The sequence below is a fragment of the Agrococcus sp. GW821-FHT14H11 genome (genome assembly GCF_058803545.1).
In genome coordinates, this window is record NZ_JBXAPA010000002.1 from 290,801 (window position 1) to 312,819 (window position 22,019).

Sequence of the window (22,019 nt, forward strand, 5' to 3'; positions counted from 1 at the left end):
GCAGTCGCACCCACCGCCTGTCACGAAAGGCACCCCATGCGCCGTACCCGCGCCGCCCTCGCCCTCTCCGCATCCGCGATCGCGCTCGCAGTGGTGGGATGCACCGCCGCCGCCGAGCCCGCTCCGGGCGCCGACAGCGACTCGCCGGCACCGGAGGCCTCGGAGTCCGAGCCGCTCGCCCCGGTCGACGCCTACCCGGACGACGAGTTCGTCCCGCTCGAGCAGGTCACCGACGAGTACGGCACCTACACGCGCATGACGGTCGACCCCGAGTCGTCGCTGCTGCGCGCCGGCGACGGCGAGGCGGTGCAGGAGCTCCTGGCCGCGGGCGCCACGCAGGAGCAGCTCGACGCCGCGCAGCGCACCGCGGTCACTTACCTCGTGGAGAACTACCTCGACGGCACCCGCCTCGACAACTTCGCGCAGGACGAGGTCGACTGGATCGACGAGCACGCCGCGGACACGTTCGGCATCCCGCTGGATGAAGCGCACGACAGCCTGCTCTACGGCGGGCTCGCCGTGACCGACGTCGCGCCCGAGCCGATCAATCGCACCGGCGGTCAGCGCTTCCAGCTGGAGCTCCAGCCGCTCGAGCCGCTCGCTGCGTACGACGACGCAGGCACACCCGACGCCAGGCGCTGGTTCAACGTCGGCATGGTCTACGACGCCACCGCCGAGAGCACGGACGAGCTGGTGCTCGCCGCGGTGGTCCGCAACACCGGGCTCAGCGAGGCGGAGGTGCTCGAGCGCTTCCCGGCGCTTGCCGACGGCGACCCGGCCGCCGAGCTGCTCATCGCCGGTCACCACTGGCTCTTCGTCGACCTCGACACCAGCAAGATCATGCGTGCCCAGGGCGAAACCGACATCTACGAGGTCGCCTCCGGGCTGAGCCTCCACAGCGCGGAGGACAGGCTCGAGGATCGTGCGCCGACCGACTTCCTGTGGGGCGGCCAGTGAGCGCCTCCCTGCGCGCCGGCGCCGCGGCCGCGGTCGAGCACCTCTGCGACGAGGGCTGACCCTGGACGCGCTCGACCTCGCGCAGCTCGTGCTGCGAGTGCTGCTCGCCGTGGCGTTCATCGCGCTCGGGCTGTCGGCTCGCTGGTGGCGCATCCAGAAGCTGCTGATCGAGACGGCGATCCCGAGCTCGCTCATCGGCGGCGAGGGCGCGGCCGCGGGCCGGCGGGCCATGGCGATCGCGAACGGCCTGCTCGCGGCGAGCGTCATCGGCGGCGCTGGGCTGCTCGCGCCGTGGGAGCCGGTGCGCCTCGCCGCTGGACTGGGCCTCGCCGGCATCGTGCTCGCGGTCGGCATCTCGCGCTTCGTGGACTCGCGCGCGTCGTGGAGCGAGCCGGCCTTCCGGCGCGAGCTCGCGCTCGACTGGAGCGCGTCAGCGGCAGTGCCCGCCCTGATCGTGCTCTCGGTGCTCTAGCCGAGCAGGGGAGCGCCGCTCAACGGTCGCGGCCGAAGCCGGAGAATGAGTCCGCCGCTGCCTTGCCCGCGGGGCCCCACTGGTGGGTGACGTAGTCGCCGCTCGCGCCCCAGGCGTCCTCGTTGTGCTCGTTGTTGCCCCAGAAGATGCCGCCGGTGCCGCGCGTCCAGTCGATCGAGGCGAGAGCCCGCATCAGCGCCCGGGCCAGGAAGTCCTCGTGCGCGCCGGCGACGCTGTAGTTGTTCTCGTCCACCTGCCACGTGAGCTCGCGGCCCTCGATGCCGATGGAGGCGTGCCCGCAGCGGAACTCGGTGGTGCGGTTCGTGGGGCGCGGGCCGACGACGTGGTCGAGGTCGGTGGCGGTGAGGCGGCCCAGGCGCGCGGCGCCGGTGCGGCGGTGGAAGCGGTCGCTGATCGCCTGGTGCGCGTGGCGCTCCGCCTCGGTGCGGGGCTCCGGGAGCACGACCATGTAGCCGCGGCGGGGCTTCTGGTCGGCGTAGTCCGGCTCCCACCGCTTCACTGCGTCGAGCACCGCGTCGTGCATCTCGTTCTGCGCGCGGCGCAGCGCCTGCTTCAGCGGCGCCACCGCGGCGGTCGGGAGGGTGATCTTGCCCTGCTCCCACTCGTTGCGGCTCATCGTGCTCTCCTTCGGTCTCGTGCTCTCGAGACCGACATAGCCGGTGGGCTGGGGAGGGCTAGGGCCTGCCGGCTCGGCTCGCGCGCCACATGCCCCAGCGGCCGAGGGCGGCCAGCGCCACGGCGACGAGCAGCACCTTCGGGAGCACCGGATCGGGGAGCGGGCCAGGGGCCGAGGCCGATGAGGAGGCCGAGCGCGAGCCCGCCGATCGCGGATGCGGCGATGATGACGGCGAGGCCCGCCCACCATGCGGCGGCGCGGGCGCGGTGGATGGGCGTGACGGTCATCCGGCTCCTTCGCTCGGCCTGGCGTCATCCTCCATCTGCGAGCTCCGGTCGGTCAACGAGCCGCGGCCGAAGATCGGCTCAGCGCTTCTGGGCGGACCGGAGCGCTCTCGTCGCTCCAGAATGTGTCCAGCGATCGGGTGTTCACTGTACACGGGTACAATGAACACGGGTACAGTGAATACGGGTACAGTGAATACGGGTACAGTGAACATGCTATCGCTGGACAGTCGGGAGAGCAGCGGGTGAAGCGGGCAGACGCGTCGGCCTTCGGGGTGAGCAGGACCACGCTCGACAAATACATCCGGCAGGGGTGGCTGCAGGTCGATGAACGAGGAGCCGTCACTACCGCGAGAGACATCGACCCGCGACTGGCCCTCGTCGTTCCGTCCACACCCGAGGCGGCGCTCGAGCTGGCGCTGAACGACACCTACTCCCTGCGCGTCACCAAGGGTTCGGCCACCGCCCTCCGGCCCGGCGTGCTGGCGGTCGTGAGCATCGTGGCGGTAGAGCTCTACAGCGTCGAGGCGATCGAAGCACTCTCTGCCCGCACGCGCGAGCTCATCCCGGTCGGTGCCAGCTCCTTCCCGCGAGGGCAGAAGCCCTCACGATGGGCGCTCCGAGCCGTCGAAGCCGCGAACGACGCCGCGCTGGCCGGCGGCGAGAAGCCGAGCGACCTCATGGTGCTGAAGGTCACGAAGTCCGACTCACTCGTGCAACGGAACCGCCGGCTGCGGCGGCCGTTCTACGAATCGGCCGACGATGTGCGCTCTTCGGTTCGTCTTGCGGCGGCGGCCACCGGCTATGCAGAAGGCGCGCCGCGTCAGTCGGTTGCCGCACACTGATCAAAACTGGGTAGAAGGGCACGCATGGCGATCCGCACTGAGCACGGCGCGACGATCCGCGCCTTCGAGGAGCCTGCCCTGGACGTGCTTCGGTCCCGGCATGCGCCGTGGACGATCGCCCTGCTGCGCGAGGCCTTCGGCTCAGAGGCCGTGGCGGTCCCCGCAGAGGACATGATCGCGCTCGTCGAAGCCGGTGCGAACGCCCTGCGCGCCGACGACTACGACGTGCCCGACGACCCGCCCAACCGAGTCGTCCATGCCCTGGTCAAGCGCGGACTGCTCAGTCGCTACAACGACCCTGACGGTCGGCAGATGGTGCGGCCCACCAGCGCGGCCCAGCGGGCGCTCGAGTACGTCCGCGAGCTCAGCGGTGACCACCGCATGATCTCCGCCAGCCGCGTGAAGACGATCGTGGAGGTAGCCCGCGTGGCCGCCTTCGACGCCACCGAGTCGCGCTCGGAGCGCATCGCCGCGCTCGAGCAGCAGCGCGCCGGGATCGACGCCGAGATCGACAGGCTGCGTGCAGGTGGCGAGGTGTCAGCAGTCACGCCCGACGGGTTCGTGCAGGCGTTCTCCAACCTCGTCGATCAGGTCGGCGGGCTTCCGGCCGACTTCCTGGCGATCACCGACAGCCTGGACCAGCTCCGGCGGGATGTGCTCGAGCGCTACCGAGAGGAGCAGCTCTCGCGATCCGACATCGTCGACCTCTACGCCGACCGCACCCGCGGCATGCTGCAGGAGACGCCCGAGGGCCGCGCCTACCTCGGCGCGCACGAGCTGTTCCTCGACGACACGCTGCTCGACAGCCTCCGCGCCCACATCGACGCCCTCGTGCGCCATCCGCACGCCGCGCTCGTCTCGCGCGCGGATCGAGAGCAGGCCATCGCGACCGCGGACACCATCTCCGCCGGCATGAACCAGGTGCTCGAGCGTCGGGACGCGGTAGTGCGGACGATCAGCACCCGCATCCGGGAGCACGACGCCATGCGGCACCGCGAGCTCATGGACGCGCTCGACCGGGCGGCCGCATCCGTCACGCAAGTGCTCGAGCGCACCAGTGGCCGCTGGCGGCGCGAGCTTGCGATCATGCCGGAGAAGGTCGCGCTGAAGCCGTCGCTGCGCGCGTACCCCGACCGCACTCGCCGTTCTCTCCCGAAGCCGCTCGGCGCCGCGAACCACAGGTCCGCCGGCGCGAGCACCACCTGGGACGAGGTGCGCAAGCTCAGCGGACCGCACTTCCCGGAGATCGACGCCGCGATCCGCGCCGCGCGAGAGTCCGGAGGCGCGACCGTGGGCGCGGTCATCTCGCACCTCCCCGCCAGCAGCCGACGCCCGATCGACCTGCTCGGCATCATCCACCGCAGCTTCGCGGGCCGCACGCTCGACCGAGAGCGCGTCACCATGACGCGCGGCGACGGCTCCACCGTCACCTACAGCATCCCGCGCATCGCCATCACCCCCGAGGAGCCGCACCGTGGCTGAAGAGTTCACCGACGAGGAAGCAGAGGTGCTGACACAGCTCGACGCTCAGTTCGAGCAGGAGCTCGACGAAGAGCGCGACGTCACGACCAGCTGCTTCCCGGGCGACACCGGAAGGCTCACGCTCGACGTCCGCAAGGTTCTCGTCCGACTGCTCGAAGGACCCTTCCTCTCCCGAGCCGACAACCCCGCCATGTGGGAGCTGTTCCTCGAACACCGCAACGAGATCGTCTCCCGCATCAACGAGCTCTTCCTCGACGTCGAGGTGAACGAGGACCTGCACGTCGCGTACCGGGTCAATGCGGAGTCCGAGGGGCAGCAGCCGTTCCCGAGCCTCATGCGCCGGTCGCAGTGGAAGCTCTGGGACGTGATGGTGCTTCTCGCGCTTCGCCGACGCTACGAGGCCGACTCGCTGCTGGCGATGGAGGGCGAGCCCATCACCGCGCTCCGTGAAGAGATCGCCGCCGCGGCGCTCGAGCTGCTGCCACCGTCCTACAACGACATCTCGCAGGCACAGACCGGCGTCGACAAGTCGATCAGCGAGATGCGCACCCACAAGCTGCTCCACAAGGTCGGCGAAGGCGAATACCGAATCGACCCGATGATCGCCATCGTCCTCTCAGCAGCCCAGGTGCCGCTCCTCGAGCCCTGGCTCGCCGAGTACGGCATCGGCTCGAGCAACGACCAGGACACGAGCGCCGAAGACGAGCAGGAGCAGGCATGAACCGGTGGACCCTCGAGCAGATGCAGCTCGTCAACTGGGGCGGCTACGACGGCCACCATGTCGTCGACTTCGACGACGACATGACGCTGCTCACGGGCGGCTCCGGCACGGGCAAGTCGACGCTGCTCGACGCCTACACCGTCCTCATCGCCGACAGCACGACGCCACTGAACGGCGCATCGAACGACCTCGCCACGGGGCGCCCGCGAGGCGACGGCCAGCGCAACGTCCTCAACTACATCCGCGGCCGCTACGACACGCTCGAGGATGAGAGCGGCAGCCAGGAGTTCCTGCTGCGAGAGGGGGAGGCGTGGGGCGCGGTCGCCGCGACCTTCCGCGCCGACGAGTCCGAAACCGGCCTGTTCGTCGGCGAGCCGCGGCGCTTCACCGCAATGCGCGTCTACTACGCCGCCGAGGACGCACGATCCGACGGTGCGCTGACCAAGCGCCGATTCACGATCGAATCGGGCTTCGACCTCAGCCTGCTCGAGCAGCACGTCGACCACAAGTTCCAGCCAGCCAAGGTGCGCGCCGCCCACGAGAACCTCCGTGGCTACGAGACGTACCAGTCCTTCGTCGGTGCGCTCACCGAGCACCTCGGCATCGGCCAGTTCGGCAGCGGCGCGGGCGCGATCAATCTGCTCACCCGCGTGCAGGCAGGAGGCCGGATCACCTCCGTCGCGGGCCTCTACCAGCAGTACGTGCTGGAAGCGCCCGCCACCTTCGCTCGCGCCCAGGACGCCGTCCGCATCTTCGACGACTACCAGGCATCGCGCCGGTCCTACCAGACAGCGCTCGAACAGCGGCAGACGCTCGAGCCGATCCGAGATGCGTTCGACGCGCACGCGCAGGCCACGCTCGACATCGCAGCCTCCGACATCCTCCGCCCCGACGACGACAGCGGTCCCTTCGCGCACTGGCGCGCAGGGCAGATCGCGCGCCGCGCAGCGATCGCGACGAACGACGCAGAGGCGGTGCTGCAGGAAGCACTGCGGGCGCGCGACGCGCGACGTGGCGAGGCGGAGGCTGCGAAGACGGTGTCTGAGCGCGCGGAGCAGCTCGTCCACGACGCCGGCGGAGGGAAGCTGGAGGAGCTCGAGCGCGCGGCCCGCCGCGCGACCGAGGACGTCCAGCGCACCGAGCGCGCGCTCGCTGACTTCCGCCGGTACGCACCCGGCGCGTCGGCGCGCATCAGCGACGAAGCGAGCTTCGAGCGCGAGCAGCAGGATGCGCGCCGCCTGCTCGCCGCCGGCGACAGCGCGCAGCTCCAGGCAGAGGCGAAGCTCCTCGCCGCACACCAGGAGCACGCCGCCGCCCGAACCGAGCAGCAGCAGCTCGAGGTCGAGCGGAAGTCGCTCGAGGGACGCAGCTCGAACCTCTCAAGCGGCCTGGTCGAGATGCGCGACCGGATGGCTGCGGCCGCAGGGCTCACGCCCGCGGAGGTGCCGTTCATCGCCGAGCTGATCGACATCGCGCCGGGCGAGGACCGCTGGCGCCGTGCGGCCGATGCCGTCCTCGGCGGGATGGCCCACGTGCTCCTCATCGACGCTCGCCGCTACGACCAGTTCCGCGACGCGATCGAGCAGCTGCGGCTGCCGCGCCGCATGCGGTTCCGCGGCGTGCAGGTAGGTGCCGCGTCGGCGGCGCCGGCCGCGCCAGGCACGCTCGCCTCGAAGCTCGCCCTCGCCGACACCCCGTTCCGCGGATGGCTCAGCCACCACCTCACGCGGGAGGCCGACCACCTGTGCGTCGAGGACGCGCGGCAGCTCGTCGACGATGGGACGAAGCGCGTCACCCTCAAGGGGCAGGAGCGGCACGGCAAGAAGGGCGCGCACGGCGGAGGGCTCGAGCGCGTCATCGGCTTCGACAACCGCGCCCGGCTCGAGGAGCTGCAGCAGCGGGAGCGCGAGGCGGCGCGACGCTGCTCTGAGCTGCAGCAGGCGGTGATGAGCGCCACCCGCGAGCAGGATGAGATCAAGGCGCGCGTGCTCGAGGCGCGCCACCTCGACGCCGCCCAGTGGGCAGACATCGACCTCGCGGCCACCCGTGCTTCGCTCGATCTCGTGCAGGAGCAGATCGCGCGACTGCGTGACGGTGACAGCGACCTGTCGCGAGCCATCAGCGTTCGCGACCAGGCGGCGGCCGAGCATGACGCAGCCCGGGACCGCGCCGCCGTCGCGCGCGACGAGGCTGAGAAGAAGGAGCGGGCGTACGAGCAGGCGATGGCGAAGGAGGCTCGCGCGGAGGACGCGCTCGCAAGGTTCGAGGGGGAACTCGACCAGGCGGCGGCAGACCGACTCGACGCCGACCTCGGAGACGAAGGCCTCGGTGAGGACGAGACCGACCAGGCCAGGATCGACACCGCGCTCGGCAACGTCGCGAAGCGAGCCAGAGCGCTGCGGTACCAGGGCGAGCAGGCGGCACAGGTCGCGACCGAGCGCTACGGGGCAGCCGTGTGGCGCTTCCAGGAGAAGTGGCCCGCGCCGAGCCTCGGGACCGGCTGGCTCTCCTACTCGGAGTACCTCGAGATTCTCCAGCGCCACGAAGCCGACCGGTCGGCGGAGTCGCTGCGGAAGTGGGACGAGGACACCGTCGCCGGCGTCGCCCAGCACCTCAGCGCCCTCCACGCCGCCTTCTCCAGCGCGATGCACGATGTCAAGCGGCGACTGTTCGAGGTCAACGAGCTCCTCGCCGGCGCGCCCTTCGGCGCATCGCGCGGCACGCTGCGCATGGTCGAGCAGGACGCGATCCCGAGCGACGTCGCCCAGCTGAAGTCACGCGTCCGTCGGCTCGCCTCCCACTTCCTGCAGCCGGTGGAGGCTGACCAGCTCGACGAGGTCTACCGGGACATGGCGGGGCTCATCGAGTCGCTGCGCGCCGACCTGGCCAGCGAGCGGCGCCCGATGCTCGACGTCCGCCGCCACATCAAGATCAGCGCCGGCGTGTTCGTCGACGGCGGGCGGGTGGCGAGCTACACGGGCCTGGGTGAGCGCTCCGGCGGCGAGACGCAGGAGCTCGTCGCATTCATCCTCGGCGCCGCGCTCCGCTACCAGCTGGGTGACGGCGAGGGCCGGCCGCGATTCAGCACCGTCATCCTCGACGAGGCGTTCATCAAGGCCGACTCGGAGTTCACGCAGCGCTCGGTCGGCGCGTGGAGGACGCTCGGCTTCCAGCTCATCGTCGGCGCACCGTTCGATAAGTCCAGCACGCTCGAGCCCTTCGCCGGTCTCGTGCTGGAGACCGTGAAGAGCGCCGACCACTACATCCATGTCGTGGACGTGCGGAAGGAGCAGGATGCCGCTGCCTGACGACCTCGCCGCGGCCGCGCGCCTGTCCCGCGACTGGGCGGAGCAGCTGCTCCCCGGGGGAGAGCGAGACTGGCCGCGCTCAGTCGTGCTGCACCCGCCCCTCTCCGACCCGACACCCGAGGGCCTGCAGTCTCTGCGTGACTGGTCGAGCGACGTCGACGCGGCAGCGAACGCTCACGGGCTCCACGTCGAACGGCAGAGCCGACGCATCGGCACGCTCTCCCATCCGGTGCCGCGCCGGCTCAGCGTGCCGTCGTTGGAGCACTCGGCCCGGCTCTCGACGGATGGCCGCGCCGAGCAGATCGAGATCGCCCAGGCACGGCTCGCCCGCCTCGGAGGTGTCAGCTCGGCATCGACCCTGCGCGCCGTCGTCGCGCTCAGCGATCTCGACTTCGAGCTGCTGCTCGCAGTGCTCGGCTGGCTGCGCACGAACGAGGAGACCGGCTTGACCGCCCGGCAGCTGCCGATCGAGGGGGTGCACGGCAAGTGGCTCGACTCGCATGGCAAGCTCGTCGAGCAGCTCCTTGGCCGACCGCTCATGTTCGCGCCGCGCGCGCACACGGTGCCGCTGACCTGGCTCGACCCCGGGCACCGCCGCGCAGGGCGCCGGCACGACTCGTACACCGTCGGCGATGCCGGCATGTCGCCGCCCTACCCGGTCCGGCTCGCGATCGTCATCGAGAACAAGGACACCGCCACCTACTTCCCGCCCATGGCCGGCGCCGTCGCGATTCTCGGCAACGGCAAGAACCTGCCCGTCCTCGCCGACATCCCTTGGCTCGCCGGCGTCCCCGTCGTCTACTGGGGTGACATCGACGCCGCCGGCTACGGCATCGTCGACCAGCTCCGGGCACAGGGGATGCCGGTCACGACGATCCTCATGGACGAGCCCGCCGCCGAGCGCTACGGACACCTTGGCGTCAGGCACCACCCGAACGGCGCCCTCATCACCGAACGGCGCAGGAGCCTCGACCGCCTCGGCCCAGGGGAGCGGGTCGTCTACGAGCAGCTCACCGATCCCGAACGGGCGGATTGGCTCCGCATCGAGCAGGAGCGCATCCCGCTCGACCACGCGGCCGAGGCGCTGCGCGCGCTCGGCCACTGAACGCTCAGCCTCCGATGCCCGGCAGCCGCTAGTCCGGCGCCATCTGCCTCTTCCTTGTGCTGTGCGGTGTACTCGGCGGCGGCGCTCTCGCACCGCGAGCCACAGAGCGGTCGGTGCAGCCGCGGGTGATGACGGCGAGCGTGAACCGAGGGCGCTGCTCCGTCTCGATCTCGGCGGCGGGCTGCGGCTTGGTGGTGCCGTCGCTCCTCGGTTCGTGGCGTGCGGGACGTGTCCTGGACAGGCGGCGAGCGGAGGCCGGCGGCGGGCGTCCGCGTCAGGGCGTGACGATCGCGCTCTCGAGCAGCGCCTCGACCGAGGTGAACTCCTCGGAAGGAATGGATGCCGGTAGGTGTCCCTGCCGGTGATCGAGCGGCACCCTGCTTCGCGTTCACCGGCGCCAACACGCGGCAGACCTGAATCCCAAAGCGACAGCCCCCAGGCAGGATGAAACTGGCCCGCGCGCCAGCGATCCAGCTCGGCGAGAAGCTCCCCCGACAAGCAATGTGGGGTGTCGAGACAGGAACGACTGTGACGAGCATGACGCCCGATGTGGAGCAGATGACAGAGGCGCTGACGGGGCTGCGGGCACGGGCTCGTGAATGCAACCGGCGCGCTGAGGCGGAACGTGACACGGCAGCCGAGGCCGTGCACCGTGCTCGCGAAGTCGAGGTCCTTGTACGTGCCTCTGTGCTTCTCTATGACCTAGCCCGAACCGGGCGCCGCCCGCTCGTAGAGGACTTCGCCGAGGTCGACGGTGTCGCCCCTCTTGACGTCGCCGGCCACCTCGCAGCAGCCGAACAGGAGTACCTGCGAGCCCACCGCTTCGCTCGCGGCTGGCTCTCGGCCAACCCTGAGATCGCGCAGCAGACCCTTCCCTCTGGCCCCGTATTCGACACTCACCTCGAGGCGGTCACGGCACTCATCGCGGTCTCCTACGACATCGAAGGGCGCCATGACCTCACACCGGACGACCTCTACGCGATCTCGACTGCGGCACTCGGCTACCAGCCTGGCCACGGCTGGTACCTGCGCGTGAGCCAGTCGGAGCTCGAGCACATCATCGCGCAACAGGGCGAGGCGTCCGAAGCGACACGGAGCGCGACTACGGACGCACCGCGGTCCGGCTGACTGCGGGTCGGTCGGCAGGAGGCAGAGTCGCTCCCAGCCAGTGGCTGCACGTGCGGCCCACAGTGCTGCCGCTGCCCGCCGTGGCAGCCCTGTTGCTTCCGCCCCCGCGCTCGTCGCCGCTGCAATTACGCTGAACCGACGAGACACCCCACGGAGCCGCAAATGACTTCACGCCGCCTCGCCGCAGCCCTGATCGCGGCAACCGCGCTCGCCCTCACCGGTTGCATCCCCACACCCCACACACTCGGGCTCAGCGCACACCCATACACGGTGCCGCAGCAGGAACCGGAGCGCCTCGAGCCGCCCGCCCCATTCTCGCTAGACACCGCCGCGCGCGGCTGCAGCCCCGACGGGGTCGGCTTCGACGTGCAGAACGAACTGCAGATGACGATCCGAGCCTGGACTGGGCTCGAGCTTGCCGGCGTCCAGCAGCCGGCCGACACTACGGATCTCGACGGCGCAATCTGCGCGATGAGACTGCTCGGCATGGACGACGAGGGCGAGGCGATGCTGTTGCGCTCCGTAGACCTCACCGGCGTCGGCTACTCGATCGGCTGGGACAGCCACTTCGCGACCACCACCTACGAGCCGGGCATCGGCGTGCTGAACATCGTCGTGACACGCTCGAGGTACTGAGGCAGCGGCCACCCAAGAAGGCTCCGGCGGGCGTACGTTTCGCCGCTCTGTGCATCAGCGACTCGGGCTCGCGCGCGAGCATCCCCGCTTCAGTGAATGGCGAGCCAGGCGCGTCCGTGCGGCGGATCCGGAGGTCGCCGACTGCGTCGTGAAGTTGCGTGTGGATGTTCCACTTTGCGCAGGTCAGGGACGGGTGTGTCCGGGCCATGTGCTTGCGTGGTCTGGACTCCAAGCTCGAAGGCTCGCGCTGTCAGTCGGATTCGCGAGATCGCAGAGGACACCGGGCTCTCGATCCGCGCTGTGACACCATCCTCCATGCGGCCAGTCGCGGCACCGCACGCAGAACGCCCCGCATCTCGACGGGACGATGCGGGGCGCTGGGGCTGACTCGGCTACTGCGTGGGCACGAGGACGTGCTGGAGTACGAAGTCGTCGCCGTCGCCGGGCCGCGAGACGTAGACGGTGACCTCGGGCTGGGCGACGTAGTCGGCGTCGGCGTACTGGAAGATGCTGAAGTCGACGCTGTCTCCCGGCGCGACCTCGTGCACGTACTCGGCCTGGTGGTACTCGGAGTGCCAGTTCGCGCCGTCGACCTCGACCGCGGTGATGGTCGGGCCGGCGACGCCGTAGACGAGCTCGCTCCACTCCGCCGTGGCGTCGCCGGTGTTGGTCGCGGTGAACGTGGTCTCGACGAGGTGGCCGTTGCCGTCGGCCGGTGCTGCTGCTGCACCGGAGATCGCGGCGTAGGCGTCGGCGCGGTTCAGGAGCACGGCGTGGGCGACGACGGTCCAGCCGTCGAACTCGAGCGCGGTGCCGGCCGGGTAGGGCGACTCCTCGGAGCCCTCGACGGCGGCCTCCTCGGTCGGCTCGGCGGAGGGAGCCGCGCTGGCTGCGGCCGAGGCCTCGGTGGGCGGTGCGGACGTCGCGGTCGGCTCGGCGGCGGCGCCGGAGCTGCAGGCGGTCAGGGCTGCGACGGCGAGTGCGGCCGCGGCGAGAAGGGACGTGGTGGTGCGGGGCATCTCGATCCTCAAGGGTCTGGGTGCCGCTGGGGCGCGGCAGCCTACTCGTGACATAGGCGGCGCTGGGGAGCGAGCCTGCTCGGAGGCTACCGCGGACGACAACGCCCCGCACCTCGTCGGGCGTTGCGTGATCGGTGGCTCGCTGGCCGTGCCGCCGTCGTTGACGACGACGGGGCAGCGGTCGGTGTGGATCACCAGCTGCGGGAGGCTGCCGGAGGCCCAGCTCTCCGCGACGGCGGTGTACTGACGGTGTACGGGGCCTCGGCGCCGCCGTTGCCCTCGCCGCTCGCGAGCACCTCGTCCCACCACTGGTAGAGCGACGTGGCGCTGCGATGTTCCTCGCCGGGTAGCGGCACCTCGATCAGCAGCCCACCCGAGCCGCAGCACCCCCGATCGCGTTCGGAGCGCCGCGCGCGACACTCCACTCCCGTCGCCCGTCGGGCTTCGCTCACAGTCCAGGAGGTCAGGGGGCGGACAGCGCTCTGCGGTGCCGTCAAACGGACCGTGACATCGGAGAAGGACAGGCGACATCACCGCCGCCCGCCCGAGGACGGGGACGAGACAAAGCGGCTCTCGTTCGAGAAGCCCCGCATCGCCCTCATCGACACCTGCCACGGTTCCTTCTACGACGTCGAGCTGCCGGCTCCGGTCACCGTCGAGGTCTCGCAGCGTCACCCCGTCCCGACCGCGGCGACGGCCGCTACGGCATGGACGAGACCGCAGGGCTCATCGGCGGTGCGTTCAGCGAGAACGTGCCGGAGGCGGTCGAGGAGAGCTGAGCCGCTCGGCGGCTACTGCAGCGGCGCCGAGGACCCCCCGCCTGAGTCGAGTTTCCAGCCGCTGATGAAGCCGTTCGCGAGGTCGGAGTAGGAGAAGTGCAGCCGCAGGCCGGTGACCGTGGTCTTGATGTCGCCGCCGCCGTTCTCGAGGAAGGTCGGGTAGTGCTCCTCAAGCGTCGCCTGCACCTGCTCGTCGGTCTCGAGGTACTCTCCTAGCCAGGCACGCACGGACTCCTCCGAGGCACGCCCCACGGCTTCGGCGTCGAGCTTGACGGTGAGGTAAGACACGCCGGCTTCGGACTCTGTGCCGGCGATGCTCGTCACGGCACCGGTGATCGCGACCCTCTGCTGGCCGTCGCGGGGCGAGTCGGGCCGGAGCCCCTCGAGCACGAGGTCGCCCTCGGTCTCGGCGAACGAGGCGGCGTCGGTCCAGTTCGCGATGGTGACGAGTTTGTTGTCCTTGTACCACTCGGCTGCGTCCATGCCGTTCAGCTCGATCTTCGGGCCGTCGAGCATCTGCTCGACCAGGAAGCGGACGGCGAGCGCATGCGCGCGGCGAGCCTCGGCCTCGGTGAAGCCAGCGAGCTCGACTGACTCATCCACGATCGCCGGGTCGAACGTCGCGAACGGACTGTCCTTGTCGATCGTGACGCGCATGTAGGTGCCGCGCTCGTCCTCGACGAGCTCGAGCGGGATCGTGTGGTCGTCGGGGTAGGCGTCGGCGAGCGGCTCGGGCGTCGGCGTCGAGTTGGCCGGCGGCGCTGCCGCAGCCGAGGGCTCTGCGGCGTCGCTGCTGGTGCAGCCGGCGAGCACGATGGCGGTTGCGGCGACGAGCGCGATGACGGCGGGTCGGTTCACGGCGGGTCCTGTCTCTCGGGGCACGGTCGGATGCCCGCCGCGGCCTTCTTCCGCCACCGTATCCGGCGCGCGAACCGCTGACGGGTCAGACGCATCTGCTGCATATGCGGTGACTCGCAAATGCACCGAGTGAGACACCGGAGCTGATGTGCTCCTTCGTGTTCCACCGCCGTCTGTCGGGCTGAGCGAGGGTGAGGTTCATGGTCCGCCGCGACTCTCGATTGAGGAGCTGTGGCAGATGCAAGGCATGCGAGTGATCGGGCGGGGCTGGACGGCCGTTTTCGTAGGGTCGTCGGTCTGGATCGGCCGGGAGGCGAACGGATGGCGCCCCGAGTTACTGGAACTTCATGCACGATCGCAAGCCGTGCATGAGTCGGCCGGAGGGCTGCGCGTCGTCTGCGCGACAACGGCTTACTTCATCAGCTCCGCTCGTGCGGCGATCGAGCCCGTTTCGCGTTAGCACGCCTGCGACTGCGACTTCGCGTAACGCCACTCCCAACTCGAGCGCAACTGACCGGCAGCGACAGCCCCGCGAGTGCCATGCGGAGCCGTGGACCACCCGCTGTCGCCGCCTGTGCGTGCGGGCGCGCGGTGGCGCCCGGCTCGTCGGGACGACGCCGCGGCTCGACGGTATGAAGCCAAACGAGCCTGATTCGAGGACGCCCCCGCTGTCGCTGGCCTGGCGCACAGCACGCCAGGTCTCCAATACGACTCGCCAAAAACCCCGGGTTAGCCTTCCGGAGCGGTTACGTTGGGTGACATGCAATGCGAAAGCGCGCGGAATGTGTGCACATACCGAACCGAATCGGGATCAGAAGGTTGGGGGTTCGAGTCCCTCCGGGCGCGCACTGTGTTGAGACAGTAGTGAAGGCCATCTGCGAGAGCAGGTGGCCTTCGTGGTTGGCGCAGGTGTCCAGAAGCGCGTCCAAGAACTCTGGCGCGGAGCGAGTGCGGTCGATCGTGAAGCGGCGCTGGCGGCACCGGCCCGGCCCCGCTGAACGGCGAAGTGCGCGCTGCCCGGCTCTGGCTCTTCAGCCCGGCGTGCGCGCGCGCCATCCGTCGCGCGTCTCGTGCGGGCGGCAGGCTCAGCGGTCCGAGTCGGACGGGGATCGGTCCCCGCCTCGAAGCCAGTTGAATGCACCGACGACGGCGCGAGCCGCGAAGTCGCTGACGCCGTCTACGAGGAGCAGGACGATGGTGGCGCCGGCGATGAAGGCGAGAAGGACGAGAACGATCTCCACGGAACTGCGCTCCCCACGTGAGCGGTGACTTTTGCTCAGCATAGCGGCGTGCCTGCTCGAGTGCAATGACGCCCGCTTGTGCGAACAGGTCGGGGTGCAGCTCTTTCGCAACCTTGCCGAGCTCAGGAGGCCGGCGCCGACAGGTGCTCCGCCAGCAGGATCAGCGCGTCGCTGCCAGCGAGATCGCCCGAGACCAGCGGCACCTGCACGATCGGGATGCCCTCGACGGCGGCGCGGAGCCGCGCCAGCTGCTGCTCCTCCTGCGCGCGCCGCGCTGCCAGCAGCGCGCCCGCGTCGGCGGGCGAGCGGCGGTTCACGACGATCGCGGCGGGATCGATGCCGAGCGCCGCGAGCTGCTCGACGACGTCGACCGACTCGGCGACGGGCAGCCGCTCGGCCACCGTGACGACGACGAACGACGTCTGCGCCGCATCCGTCACGACGCTGCGCATGTGCGCGAAGCGATCGCGGCGAGCGACGAGCGTGCGCCGCAGCTCGGCATCGGCGGTCGGCTCCTCGTCCTTGACGCCCACGATGCCTTGCGCGGCGGCGGCGAAGCGGTCGGACCGATCGCGACTGGCGAGCAGCGTGGCGGTCCAGCTGCCGAGCTGCTCGGGGAGCGCGAGCAGGCGCAGGGTGTGACCCGACGGCGCGGTGTCGAAGATGACGAGGTCGTGCGTCTCCTGGCTGCTCGAGACGAGCTCCGCGACGCGCTCGAGCACGGCCGACTCGTGGCTCCCGGGCGCCGACCTCGCCTGGTCGAGGTGCTGCTGGGCCGAGGCGTGGAGGCGCTCGGGCAGCAGGCGCCGCATGGTGGCCCCGACCGCGGCGAAGTGCCGGTCGATGGTCGACTGCGGATCGATCTCGAGCGCATCCACCCATCCGTGGTCGGTCGTGAGCACGCGCACCGGCTCGTCCGAGAGCTCGCGATCCCAGACGTGCCCGAGGTTGTGGGCCGGATCGGTGGAGACGAGCAGCACACGACCGCCGTCGCGGGCGCGCGCCACCGCGAGCGCGGCCGAGACCGAGGTCTTGCCGACTCCGCCCTTGCCGCCGACGAAGAGGATGCGTCGGGAGCGCGCGATCGCTAGCAGCATGCGATGTGGTCCAACGGGGATCGGGGGATGCCGACGCGTCGGTGCCAGGCGTGGAAGTCGTCCCAGACGGCCGGCAGCAGCTCGGCGGAGTAGTAGGCGGCCGGGTCGGGCACGCCGAGCGCCTCGCCGAGGACGACGATCATGAACAGGTCGTCCTCGTCGCGCTGCTCGCGGAGGAAGGTGCGGCGGTACGGGCCGACGTAGAACTCGTGCAGGCCGTCGCGCAGCGCGGCCCAGCGCCGAGAGCGATGCTCCCGGCGCTGGGCCCCGCGGCGGGCGGGGATCACGTGCTCAGACGCGCTCTCGCTCGGCGACGAGCTGGGCGTCCTCGTGCTCGTGCTCCGGCGGCTCCTTCATCGCGCGGCGCATCGCGAGCACGGCCTCGATGCCGACCCAGACGCTTGCGACGATGATGACGACGTCGAGGGCGAACAGCAGCCAGTCGGCGTTGCCGGGTGCCGCGAAGCTCGTGAGCTGCTCGATCGCCGCCCAGAACGACAGCACGAAGACGAGCGTGAGCGGGATGAGCGCCGGCCACGGGTTGCGCCGCTTGCGGATGAGCATGACGGCGATGATCGACAGGGTGAGGGATGCGAGGAGCTGGTTCGTCGTGCCGAAGAGCGGCCAGATGCGCAGACCGCCCTCGCCGCCGAGCCCCTGCGAGAAGGTGAGGCCGAGACCCACCACGACGACGACGAGCGTCGCCGGGACCTTCGTGATCCTGACCTTGAACGCATCCCCGATCTCCTGCACGACGAAGCGCAGCAGGCGCATGCCGGTGTCCATCGTGGTCGCGGCGAAGAGCACCGCCATGGTGGCGAGCACGGTCGCGCTCAGCGACGCGGGCAGGCCGAGGCCGTTCTCCATGAGGGCGCCGCCGCCCTGCACGAAGGCCGTGACGCCGCCGGCGCCGAACTCGCTGTAGATCGACTCCCACTCGGCGGCCGACTGGAAGCCGCCGATCACGGCCAGGATCGTGCCCAGCGACAGCATGCCCTCGCCGACGGCGCCGAAGTAGCCGACGAAGCGCGCATCCGTCTCCTTGTCGATCTGCTTCGACGTCGTGCCCGAGGAAACCATGCCGTGGAAGCCCGAGATGGCGCCGCACGCGATCGTGACGAAGAGCAAGGGCACCATGCTCGGCGTGCCCTCCGGCAGGTTGGTGTTGATCATCGGGGCGACGATGTCGGGCGGGTTCGCCGAGAACAGCGCGCCGATCAGCACCGCGCCGAAGAGCAGGATGAGCCCGACGAAGAGCTGCACGCCGTTGATGTAGTCGCGCGGCTGCAGCAGCACCCAGACCGGCAGCAGCGAGGCGATCGCGCCGTAGACGAACAGCGCGAGGATCCAGAAGGTGGCGGGTGTCATGCCGAGGAACGACTCGGGCAGCACGACCGGGACGCTGTCGCCGACGACGATGAGCGCATACAGGGCGACGACGCCGACGATCGTGACGGGGATGAGCGGCCAGCGCATGCGGTAGACGGCGACGCCGACGAGCAGGGCGACGACGATCGCGCCCCACGTCGGGATGACGGCCGTGGGGGTGCTGATGAGCAGGTTCTTGATGACGACCGCGAAGGCGGCGATCACCATGAGCAGCAGCAGGAAGATCACGACGAGGAACAGGTTGGCGCCGCGCTTGCCGATGTAGCGGCCGGAGAGCGCGCCGATCGACTTGCCCTTGTTGCGCAGCGACGCCCACAGCGCGCCGAGGTCGTGCATGCCGGCGAAGAAGACGGTGCCGAGCGTGACCCACAGGAGGGCGGGCAGCCAGCCCCAGATGACGGCGATCGCCGGACCGACGATCGGCGCGGCACCTGCGACCGAGGTGAAGTGGTGGCCCCACAGGATGAACTTGCTCGTCGGCACGTAGTCGACGCCGTCGTTGAGGTCGTGGGCCGGGGTCTTGAACCCGGAGTCGAGCTGGAAGACCCGTCTCGCGAGGTACTTGGAGTAGATGAGGTAGCCGCCGGCGAACATCGCCAGTCCGATCACCATGAGCACAAGGGAACCCATCGGGGTCTGTCCTTTCGTCGCGCGCCGTTGCGGATGACGTCCGGCGCACTGGACGCCGCACGCTCACGACCTTAGTGGAATCCAGGGGTTCGCCCAGGATCTGCGCATCACGTCGAGTCCCGGGCGCAACGCACCGCGGCCGCGGACCGACCCGGAGGTCGGCCCGCGGCCGCGGTGTGGGAGGGCTGCCTAGAGGCTGCCGCCGCCCATGATGATGAAGTCGTCGTCGCCCATGATGATGAAGTCGTCATCGCCGCCGCGAAGCGTCACGAGCAGGTGGGTGGGAAGCTGCTTGAACACAGACGCTCCTTCTTTCTGTTGGTTGACCCCGTCACCTCTGTTTATAGCCGGTGGGCGGGAGAGTTGCTACTGCTGAATGTAGGGCATTCCGAGGGATTCTCGGAAGATTCGTTTCGCTAGCCCTGCAGCGTGGCGGACTCCAGCTGGATCTCGACCCCGGCGAGCGCCTGCGAGACCGGGCAGGCCGACTTCGCCTCCTCGGCGATGCGGGCGAACTCCTCCTGGTCGATGCCGGGCACGACGCCGGTCACCGACAGCACGCTCGTGGTGATGCCCTTGCCGGGCTCGAACGACACCTTCGCGCTCGTCTGCAGCGACTCCGGGGCGTGGCCGGCCTCGTCGAGCGCGTGCGAGAACGCCATGGCGTAGCAGCTCGCGTGGGCCGCCGCGATGAACTCCTCCGGCGTCGTCGCGCCGCCCTCCTCGGCCCGCGCCTTCCAGGTCACGTCGAAGGTCGACCCGGTGCCGAGCGTGGTCGTGCCCGACCCGCTGCTCAGGGCGCCGCTCCAGCTGGTGCTCGCGTTCGAGGTGATGGCCATGGGATGTCCTCCTTGCGTTCGCGTGCCCGCGGTGCGCGGGCCGACGCCCTCAGGCTACGCACCGCATCCGACCGTCCACTGCGCGCGTGCTTGGATGGAGCCATGACTGAGAAGCCCGAGATCGAGGCCCCCGAGGGCCCTGCACCCACTGAGCTCGAGATCACCGACATCACCGTCGGCGACGGTGAGGAGGCGGTGGCCGGCAAGCAGGTCAGCGTCCACTACGTCGGCGTCACCCACTCCGGCGGCGAGGAGTTCGACGCCTCCTACAACCGCGGCGCGCCGCTCGAGTTCCCGCTCGGCGTCGGCATGGTCATCAAGGGCTGGGAGCAGGGCATCGAGGGCATGCGCGTCGGCGGACGCCGCCGCCTCGTCATCCCGCCGCACCTGGCCTACGGCGAGCGCGGCGCCGGCGGCGTCATCGGCCCGAACGAGACGCTGATCTTCGTCTGCGACCTCGTCGCCGTCAAGTAACGACCCCGCACTGACGCAGGAGGAGGCCCCGAGCGGGCCTCCTCCTGCGTCGTCTGCGCGGGCGGCCGGGCGTCGACCGGCCAGGTGCGCGCTCGGCCGGACTATCCGGTCGGCCGCGCACCTGGCCGGTTGACGGACGAGGGCTCGGAGCGGCGGGCGGCAGCAGGCCGCCGGCTCAGACCGCCTTGCCGGGGTTCAGGATGCCGGCCGGGTCGAACGCCGCCTTCACCGCGCGCTGCAGTGCCAGCTGCCGCTCGCCGAGCTCGTCGACGAGCCACCGACGCTTCAGGATGCCGACGCCGTGCTCGCCCGTGAGCGTGCCGCCCATCGCGATCGCCGCCTCGAAGACCTCGTCGGCGCACGCCCAGATGGCGGGCGACGGCTCGGCTCCGTCGAAGACGAAGGTCGGGTGCAGGTTGCCGTCGCCCGCGTGCGCGGTGGTCGCGAGCCGCACGCCGTGCCGCGCGGCCGCCTCGTCGCACGCGCGGAACATGTCGGCGAGCCGCGACCGCGGCACCGAGACGTCCTCGACGAGCACGGTGCCGAACGACTCGAGCGCCCAGTGCACCTGCCTGCGCACCTGCACCAGCACATCCGCCCTGCCCGGGTCGTCGGTGCGCTCGACGCGCCCGCCGTGGGCGGCCAGGATCTGCGCGACCGTCTCGGAGCTCGCCTCGGCGCCCAGGTCGTCGGTCTGCACGAGCACGAACGCGCCGTGCATCGGCTGCCCGGAGTAGGCGGCGAGCATCGTCACCGCGTCGCGGCCGACGAGCTCCATGATGGCGGGGCGGATGCGCGCGGCCGTGACCGCGGTGCACGCGGCGGCGGCGATGGCCTCGTCCTCGAAGAACGCGCCCACCGTCCAGATGCCGCCCTCGACGAGCGGTCGCAGCTTGAGCGTCGCGCCGACGATGATGCCGAGCGTGCCCTCGGAGCCGATCAGCAGCGCCGTCAGATCGAGGCCGGTGACGCCCTTCACGGTGCGGTGGCCGGTCGTGATGAGGCTGCCGTCGGCGAGCACGACGTCGAGCGCGAGCACCCACTCGCGCGTGACGCCGTACTTCGCGCACAGCAGGCCGCCGGCGTTGGTGGCGATGTTGCCGCCGACGGTCGAGATGGCACGGCTGGCCGGGTCGGGCGGCCACCACAGGCCATGGGCGGCGAGCAGGTCGTTGAGCTCGGCGTTGCGGATGCCCGGCTCGACCACGCAGGACTGGTCGACGAGGGAGACGTGCAGCAGGCTGCGCATCCGGTCGACCGAGACGACCAGCTCGCCCGCGCCGGCGATCGCGCCGCCCGCGAGCCCGGTGCCGGCCGCGCGCGGCACCACCGCGACGCCGTGCTCGCTCGCCCAGCGCATCGCCGCCTGCACGTGCTCGACCGACTCCGCCTCGACGATCGCGAGCGGCGCGGCCGCCGAGCGGTGGCCCGACTTGTCGGCGCGCGCGACGTCGAGCGCCACCGGGTCGGTGACCAGCACGTGGTCGGGCAGCGCCGCCCGCAGCGCCTCGAGGCTCACTTGCGCACCAGGCCGTCGACGAGCTGCCACGCGCCGGCCGTGCCGGCGAAGCGCACCGAGTGGGCGTTGTCGGGCGTGCGGGTCTCGAGGCCGGTGACGTGGTCGGTGAACGCCCGGATGAACGTGCCGTGCGTGACGATCACGAGCGCCTCGACCGGGTTGGCGGCGGCGACCTCGTCGATCGCGGCGACGGCGCGCCGCTGCAGGTCGTCGAAGTCCTCCTCGCCGGGCCAGTCGGTGCCGAAGCGCTCGACCGCCTGCTCCTTCGTGAGGCCCTCCGCCTGGCCGTACGCGCGCTCGATGAGGCTCGGGTAGCGGCCGCACACCTCGAGGCCCAGCGCGGCGGCGATGATGTCGGCCGTGACGGCAGCGCGCTCGAGCGGCGACGAGACGACGGCGTCCCAGTGCTCGCCCGCGAGCAGCCGCGCGGCGGTGTGGGCCTGGGCGATGCCCGTCTCGTTGAGCGGGATGTCGCTCGAGCCCTGCAGGCGCCCGTCGCGGTTGAAGTCGGTCTGGCCGTGGCGGACGAGGGCGATCTGCATGCTCCGAGCCTACGGCGGCGCCGATCCGCCCCATCCACAGCCTCACATCCCGGCCGC

General features: G+C 70.7%; 19 protein-coding genes. 10 read left to right on the forward strand and 9 right to left on the reverse strand.

Annotated elements, in window-relative coordinates:
* Positions 1-36 precede the first annotated feature (36 nt).
* Together AC1RNL_RS03555 and AC1RNL_RS03560 are read left to right on the forward strand one after the other, a co-directional pair.
* Positions 37-957: a hypothetical protein gene (locus AC1RNL_RS03555; protein WP_492934463.1), complete on the forward strand. Its 921-nt coding sequence runs from the start codon at positions 37-39 to the stop codon at positions 955-957.
* An 88-nt stretch (positions 958-1,045) separates the two neighbouring features.
* A complete protein-coding gene (locus AC1RNL_RS03560) occupies positions 1,046-1,429 on the forward strand; it encodes a hypothetical protein (RefSeq protein WP_492934464.1) in 384 nt (127 codons plus the stop codon).
* Between the two features lie 19 nt (positions 1,430-1,448).
* On the opposite strand, the gene AC1RNL_RS03565 is transcribed toward AC1RNL_RS03560, so the two are convergent.
* A complete protein-coding gene (locus AC1RNL_RS03565; RefSeq protein ID WP_492934465.1) occupies positions 1,449-2,066 on the reverse strand; it encodes a hypothetical protein in 618 nt (205 codons plus the stop codon).
* A 529-nt stretch (positions 2,067-2,595) separates the two neighbouring features.
* On the opposite strand from AC1RNL_RS03565, the gene AC1RNL_RS03570 reads away from it, so the two are divergent.
* The 7 genes from AC1RNL_RS03570 to AC1RNL_RS03600 all read left to right on the forward strand — a co-directional run bounded on the left by AC1RNL_RS03570 (position 2,596) and on the right by AC1RNL_RS03600 (position 11,575).
* Positions 2,596-3,195, forward strand: a complete 600-nt coding sequence (locus tag AC1RNL_RS03570) for a hypothetical protein (protein ID WP_492934466.1) — start codon at positions 2,596-2,598, stop codon at positions 3,193-3,195.
* Positions 3,196-3,219: 24 nt separating this feature from the next.
* A complete protein-coding gene (locus AC1RNL_RS03575; RefSeq protein WP_492934467.1) occupies positions 3,220-4,677 on the forward strand; it encodes a DUF3375 family protein in 1,458 nt (485 codons plus the stop codon).
* Positions 4,670-5,398: a DUF4194 domain-containing protein gene (locus AC1RNL_RS03580; protein ID WP_492934468.1), complete on the forward strand. Its 729-nt coding sequence runs from the start codon at positions 4,670-4,672 to the stop codon at positions 5,396-5,398. The genes AC1RNL_RS03575 and AC1RNL_RS03580 overlap by 8 nt, the downstream gene beginning before the upstream one ends.
* Positions 5,395-8,706 carry an ATP-binding protein gene (locus AC1RNL_RS03585; protein ID WP_492934469.1) on the forward strand — a complete coding sequence of 1,104 codons (3,312 nt, stop codon included), beginning with the start codon at positions 5,395-5,397 and terminating at the stop codon, positions 8,704-8,706. The genes AC1RNL_RS03580 and AC1RNL_RS03585 overlap by 4 nt, the downstream gene beginning before the upstream one ends.
* Positions 8,693-9,811: a Wadjet anti-phage system protein JetD domain-containing protein gene (locus AC1RNL_RS03590; protein ID WP_492934470.1), complete on the forward strand. Its 1,119-nt coding sequence runs from the start codon at positions 8,693-8,695 to the stop codon at positions 9,809-9,811. The genes AC1RNL_RS03585 and AC1RNL_RS03590 overlap by 14 nt, the downstream gene beginning before the upstream one ends.
* A 528-nt stretch (positions 9,812-10,339) precedes the next feature.
* The gene (locus AC1RNL_RS03595; RefSeq protein WP_492934471.1) at positions 10,340-10,939 is read left to right on the forward strand and encodes a hypothetical protein; all 600 of its coding nucleotides are present in this window, start codon (positions 10,340-10,342) and stop codon (positions 10,937-10,939) included.
* A 162-nt stretch (positions 10,940-11,101) separates the two neighbouring features.
* Positions 11,102-11,575, forward strand: a complete 474-nt coding sequence (locus AC1RNL_RS03600; protein WP_492934472.1) for a hypothetical protein — start codon at positions 11,102-11,104, stop codon at positions 11,573-11,575.
* Between the two features lie 392 nt (positions 11,576-11,967).
* Here the strand turns inward: AC1RNL_RS03600 and AC1RNL_RS03605 are convergent, their stop codons facing one another.
* The 6 genes from AC1RNL_RS03605 to AC1RNL_RS03630 form a co-directional block, all read right to left on the reverse strand.
* Positions 11,968-12,594, reverse strand: a complete 627-nt coding sequence (locus tag AC1RNL_RS03605) for a hypothetical protein (RefSeq protein WP_492934473.1) — start codon at positions 12,592-12,594, stop codon at positions 11,968-11,970.
* Positions 12,595-13,385: 791 nt separating this feature from the next.
* Positions 13,386-14,231, reverse strand: coding sequence for a hypothetical protein (locus AC1RNL_RS03610; RefSeq protein WP_492934474.1), 846 nt, complete (start codon positions 14,229-14,231; stop codon positions 13,386-13,388).
* A gap of 1,363 nt (positions 14,232-15,594) precedes the next feature.
* Entirely contained in the window at positions 15,595-16,569 is a 975-nt protein-coding gene (locus AC1RNL_RS03615; protein ID WP_492934475.1) for an ArsA family ATPase, read from the reverse strand.
* Complete coding sequence (locus tag AC1RNL_RS03620; protein WP_246992372.1) at positions 16,560-16,856, reverse strand: cory-CC-star protein; 297 nt, start codon at positions 16,854-16,856, stop codon at positions 16,560-16,562. Before AC1RNL_RS03620 ends, AC1RNL_RS03615 begins: the two co-directional genes overlap by 10 nt.
* A 4-nt stretch (positions 16,857-16,860) precedes the next feature.
* Positions 16,861-18,588 (reverse strand): carbon starvation CstA family protein, encoded by a 1,728-nt coding sequence (locus AC1RNL_RS03625; protein ID WP_492934476.1) that lies wholly within the window; start codon positions 18,586-18,588, stop codon positions 16,861-16,863.
* Between the two features lie 416 nt (positions 18,589-19,004).
* Complete coding sequence (locus AC1RNL_RS03630) at positions 19,005-19,427, reverse strand: OsmC family peroxiredoxin (RefSeq protein ID WP_128189178.1); 423 nt, start codon at positions 19,425-19,427, stop codon at positions 19,005-19,007.
* Between the two features lie 102 nt (positions 19,428-19,529).
* Between AC1RNL_RS03630 and AC1RNL_RS03635 the strand changes: the two genes are divergently transcribed.
* A complete protein-coding gene (locus tag AC1RNL_RS03635; protein WP_364195501.1) occupies positions 19,530-19,901 on the forward strand; it encodes an FKBP-type peptidyl-prolyl cis-trans isomerase in 372 nt (123 codons plus the stop codon).
* A gap of 175 nt (positions 19,902-20,076) precedes the next feature.
* On the opposite strand, the gene AC1RNL_RS03640 is transcribed toward AC1RNL_RS03635, so the two are convergent.
* Together AC1RNL_RS03640 and AC1RNL_RS03645 are read right to left on the reverse strand one after the other, a co-directional pair.
* A complete protein-coding gene (locus AC1RNL_RS03640; RefSeq protein WP_492934477.1) occupies positions 20,077-21,420 on the reverse strand; it encodes an FAD-binding oxidoreductase in 1,344 nt (447 codons plus the stop codon).
* Positions 21,417-21,962 carry a histidine phosphatase family protein gene (locus AC1RNL_RS03645; RefSeq protein ID WP_492934478.1) on the reverse strand — a complete coding sequence of 182 codons (546 nt, stop codon included), beginning with the start codon at positions 21,960-21,962 and terminating at the stop codon, positions 21,417-21,419. The genes AC1RNL_RS03640 and AC1RNL_RS03645 overlap by 4 nt, the downstream gene beginning before the upstream one ends.
* Positions 21,963-22,019: the final 57 nt, after the last annotated feature.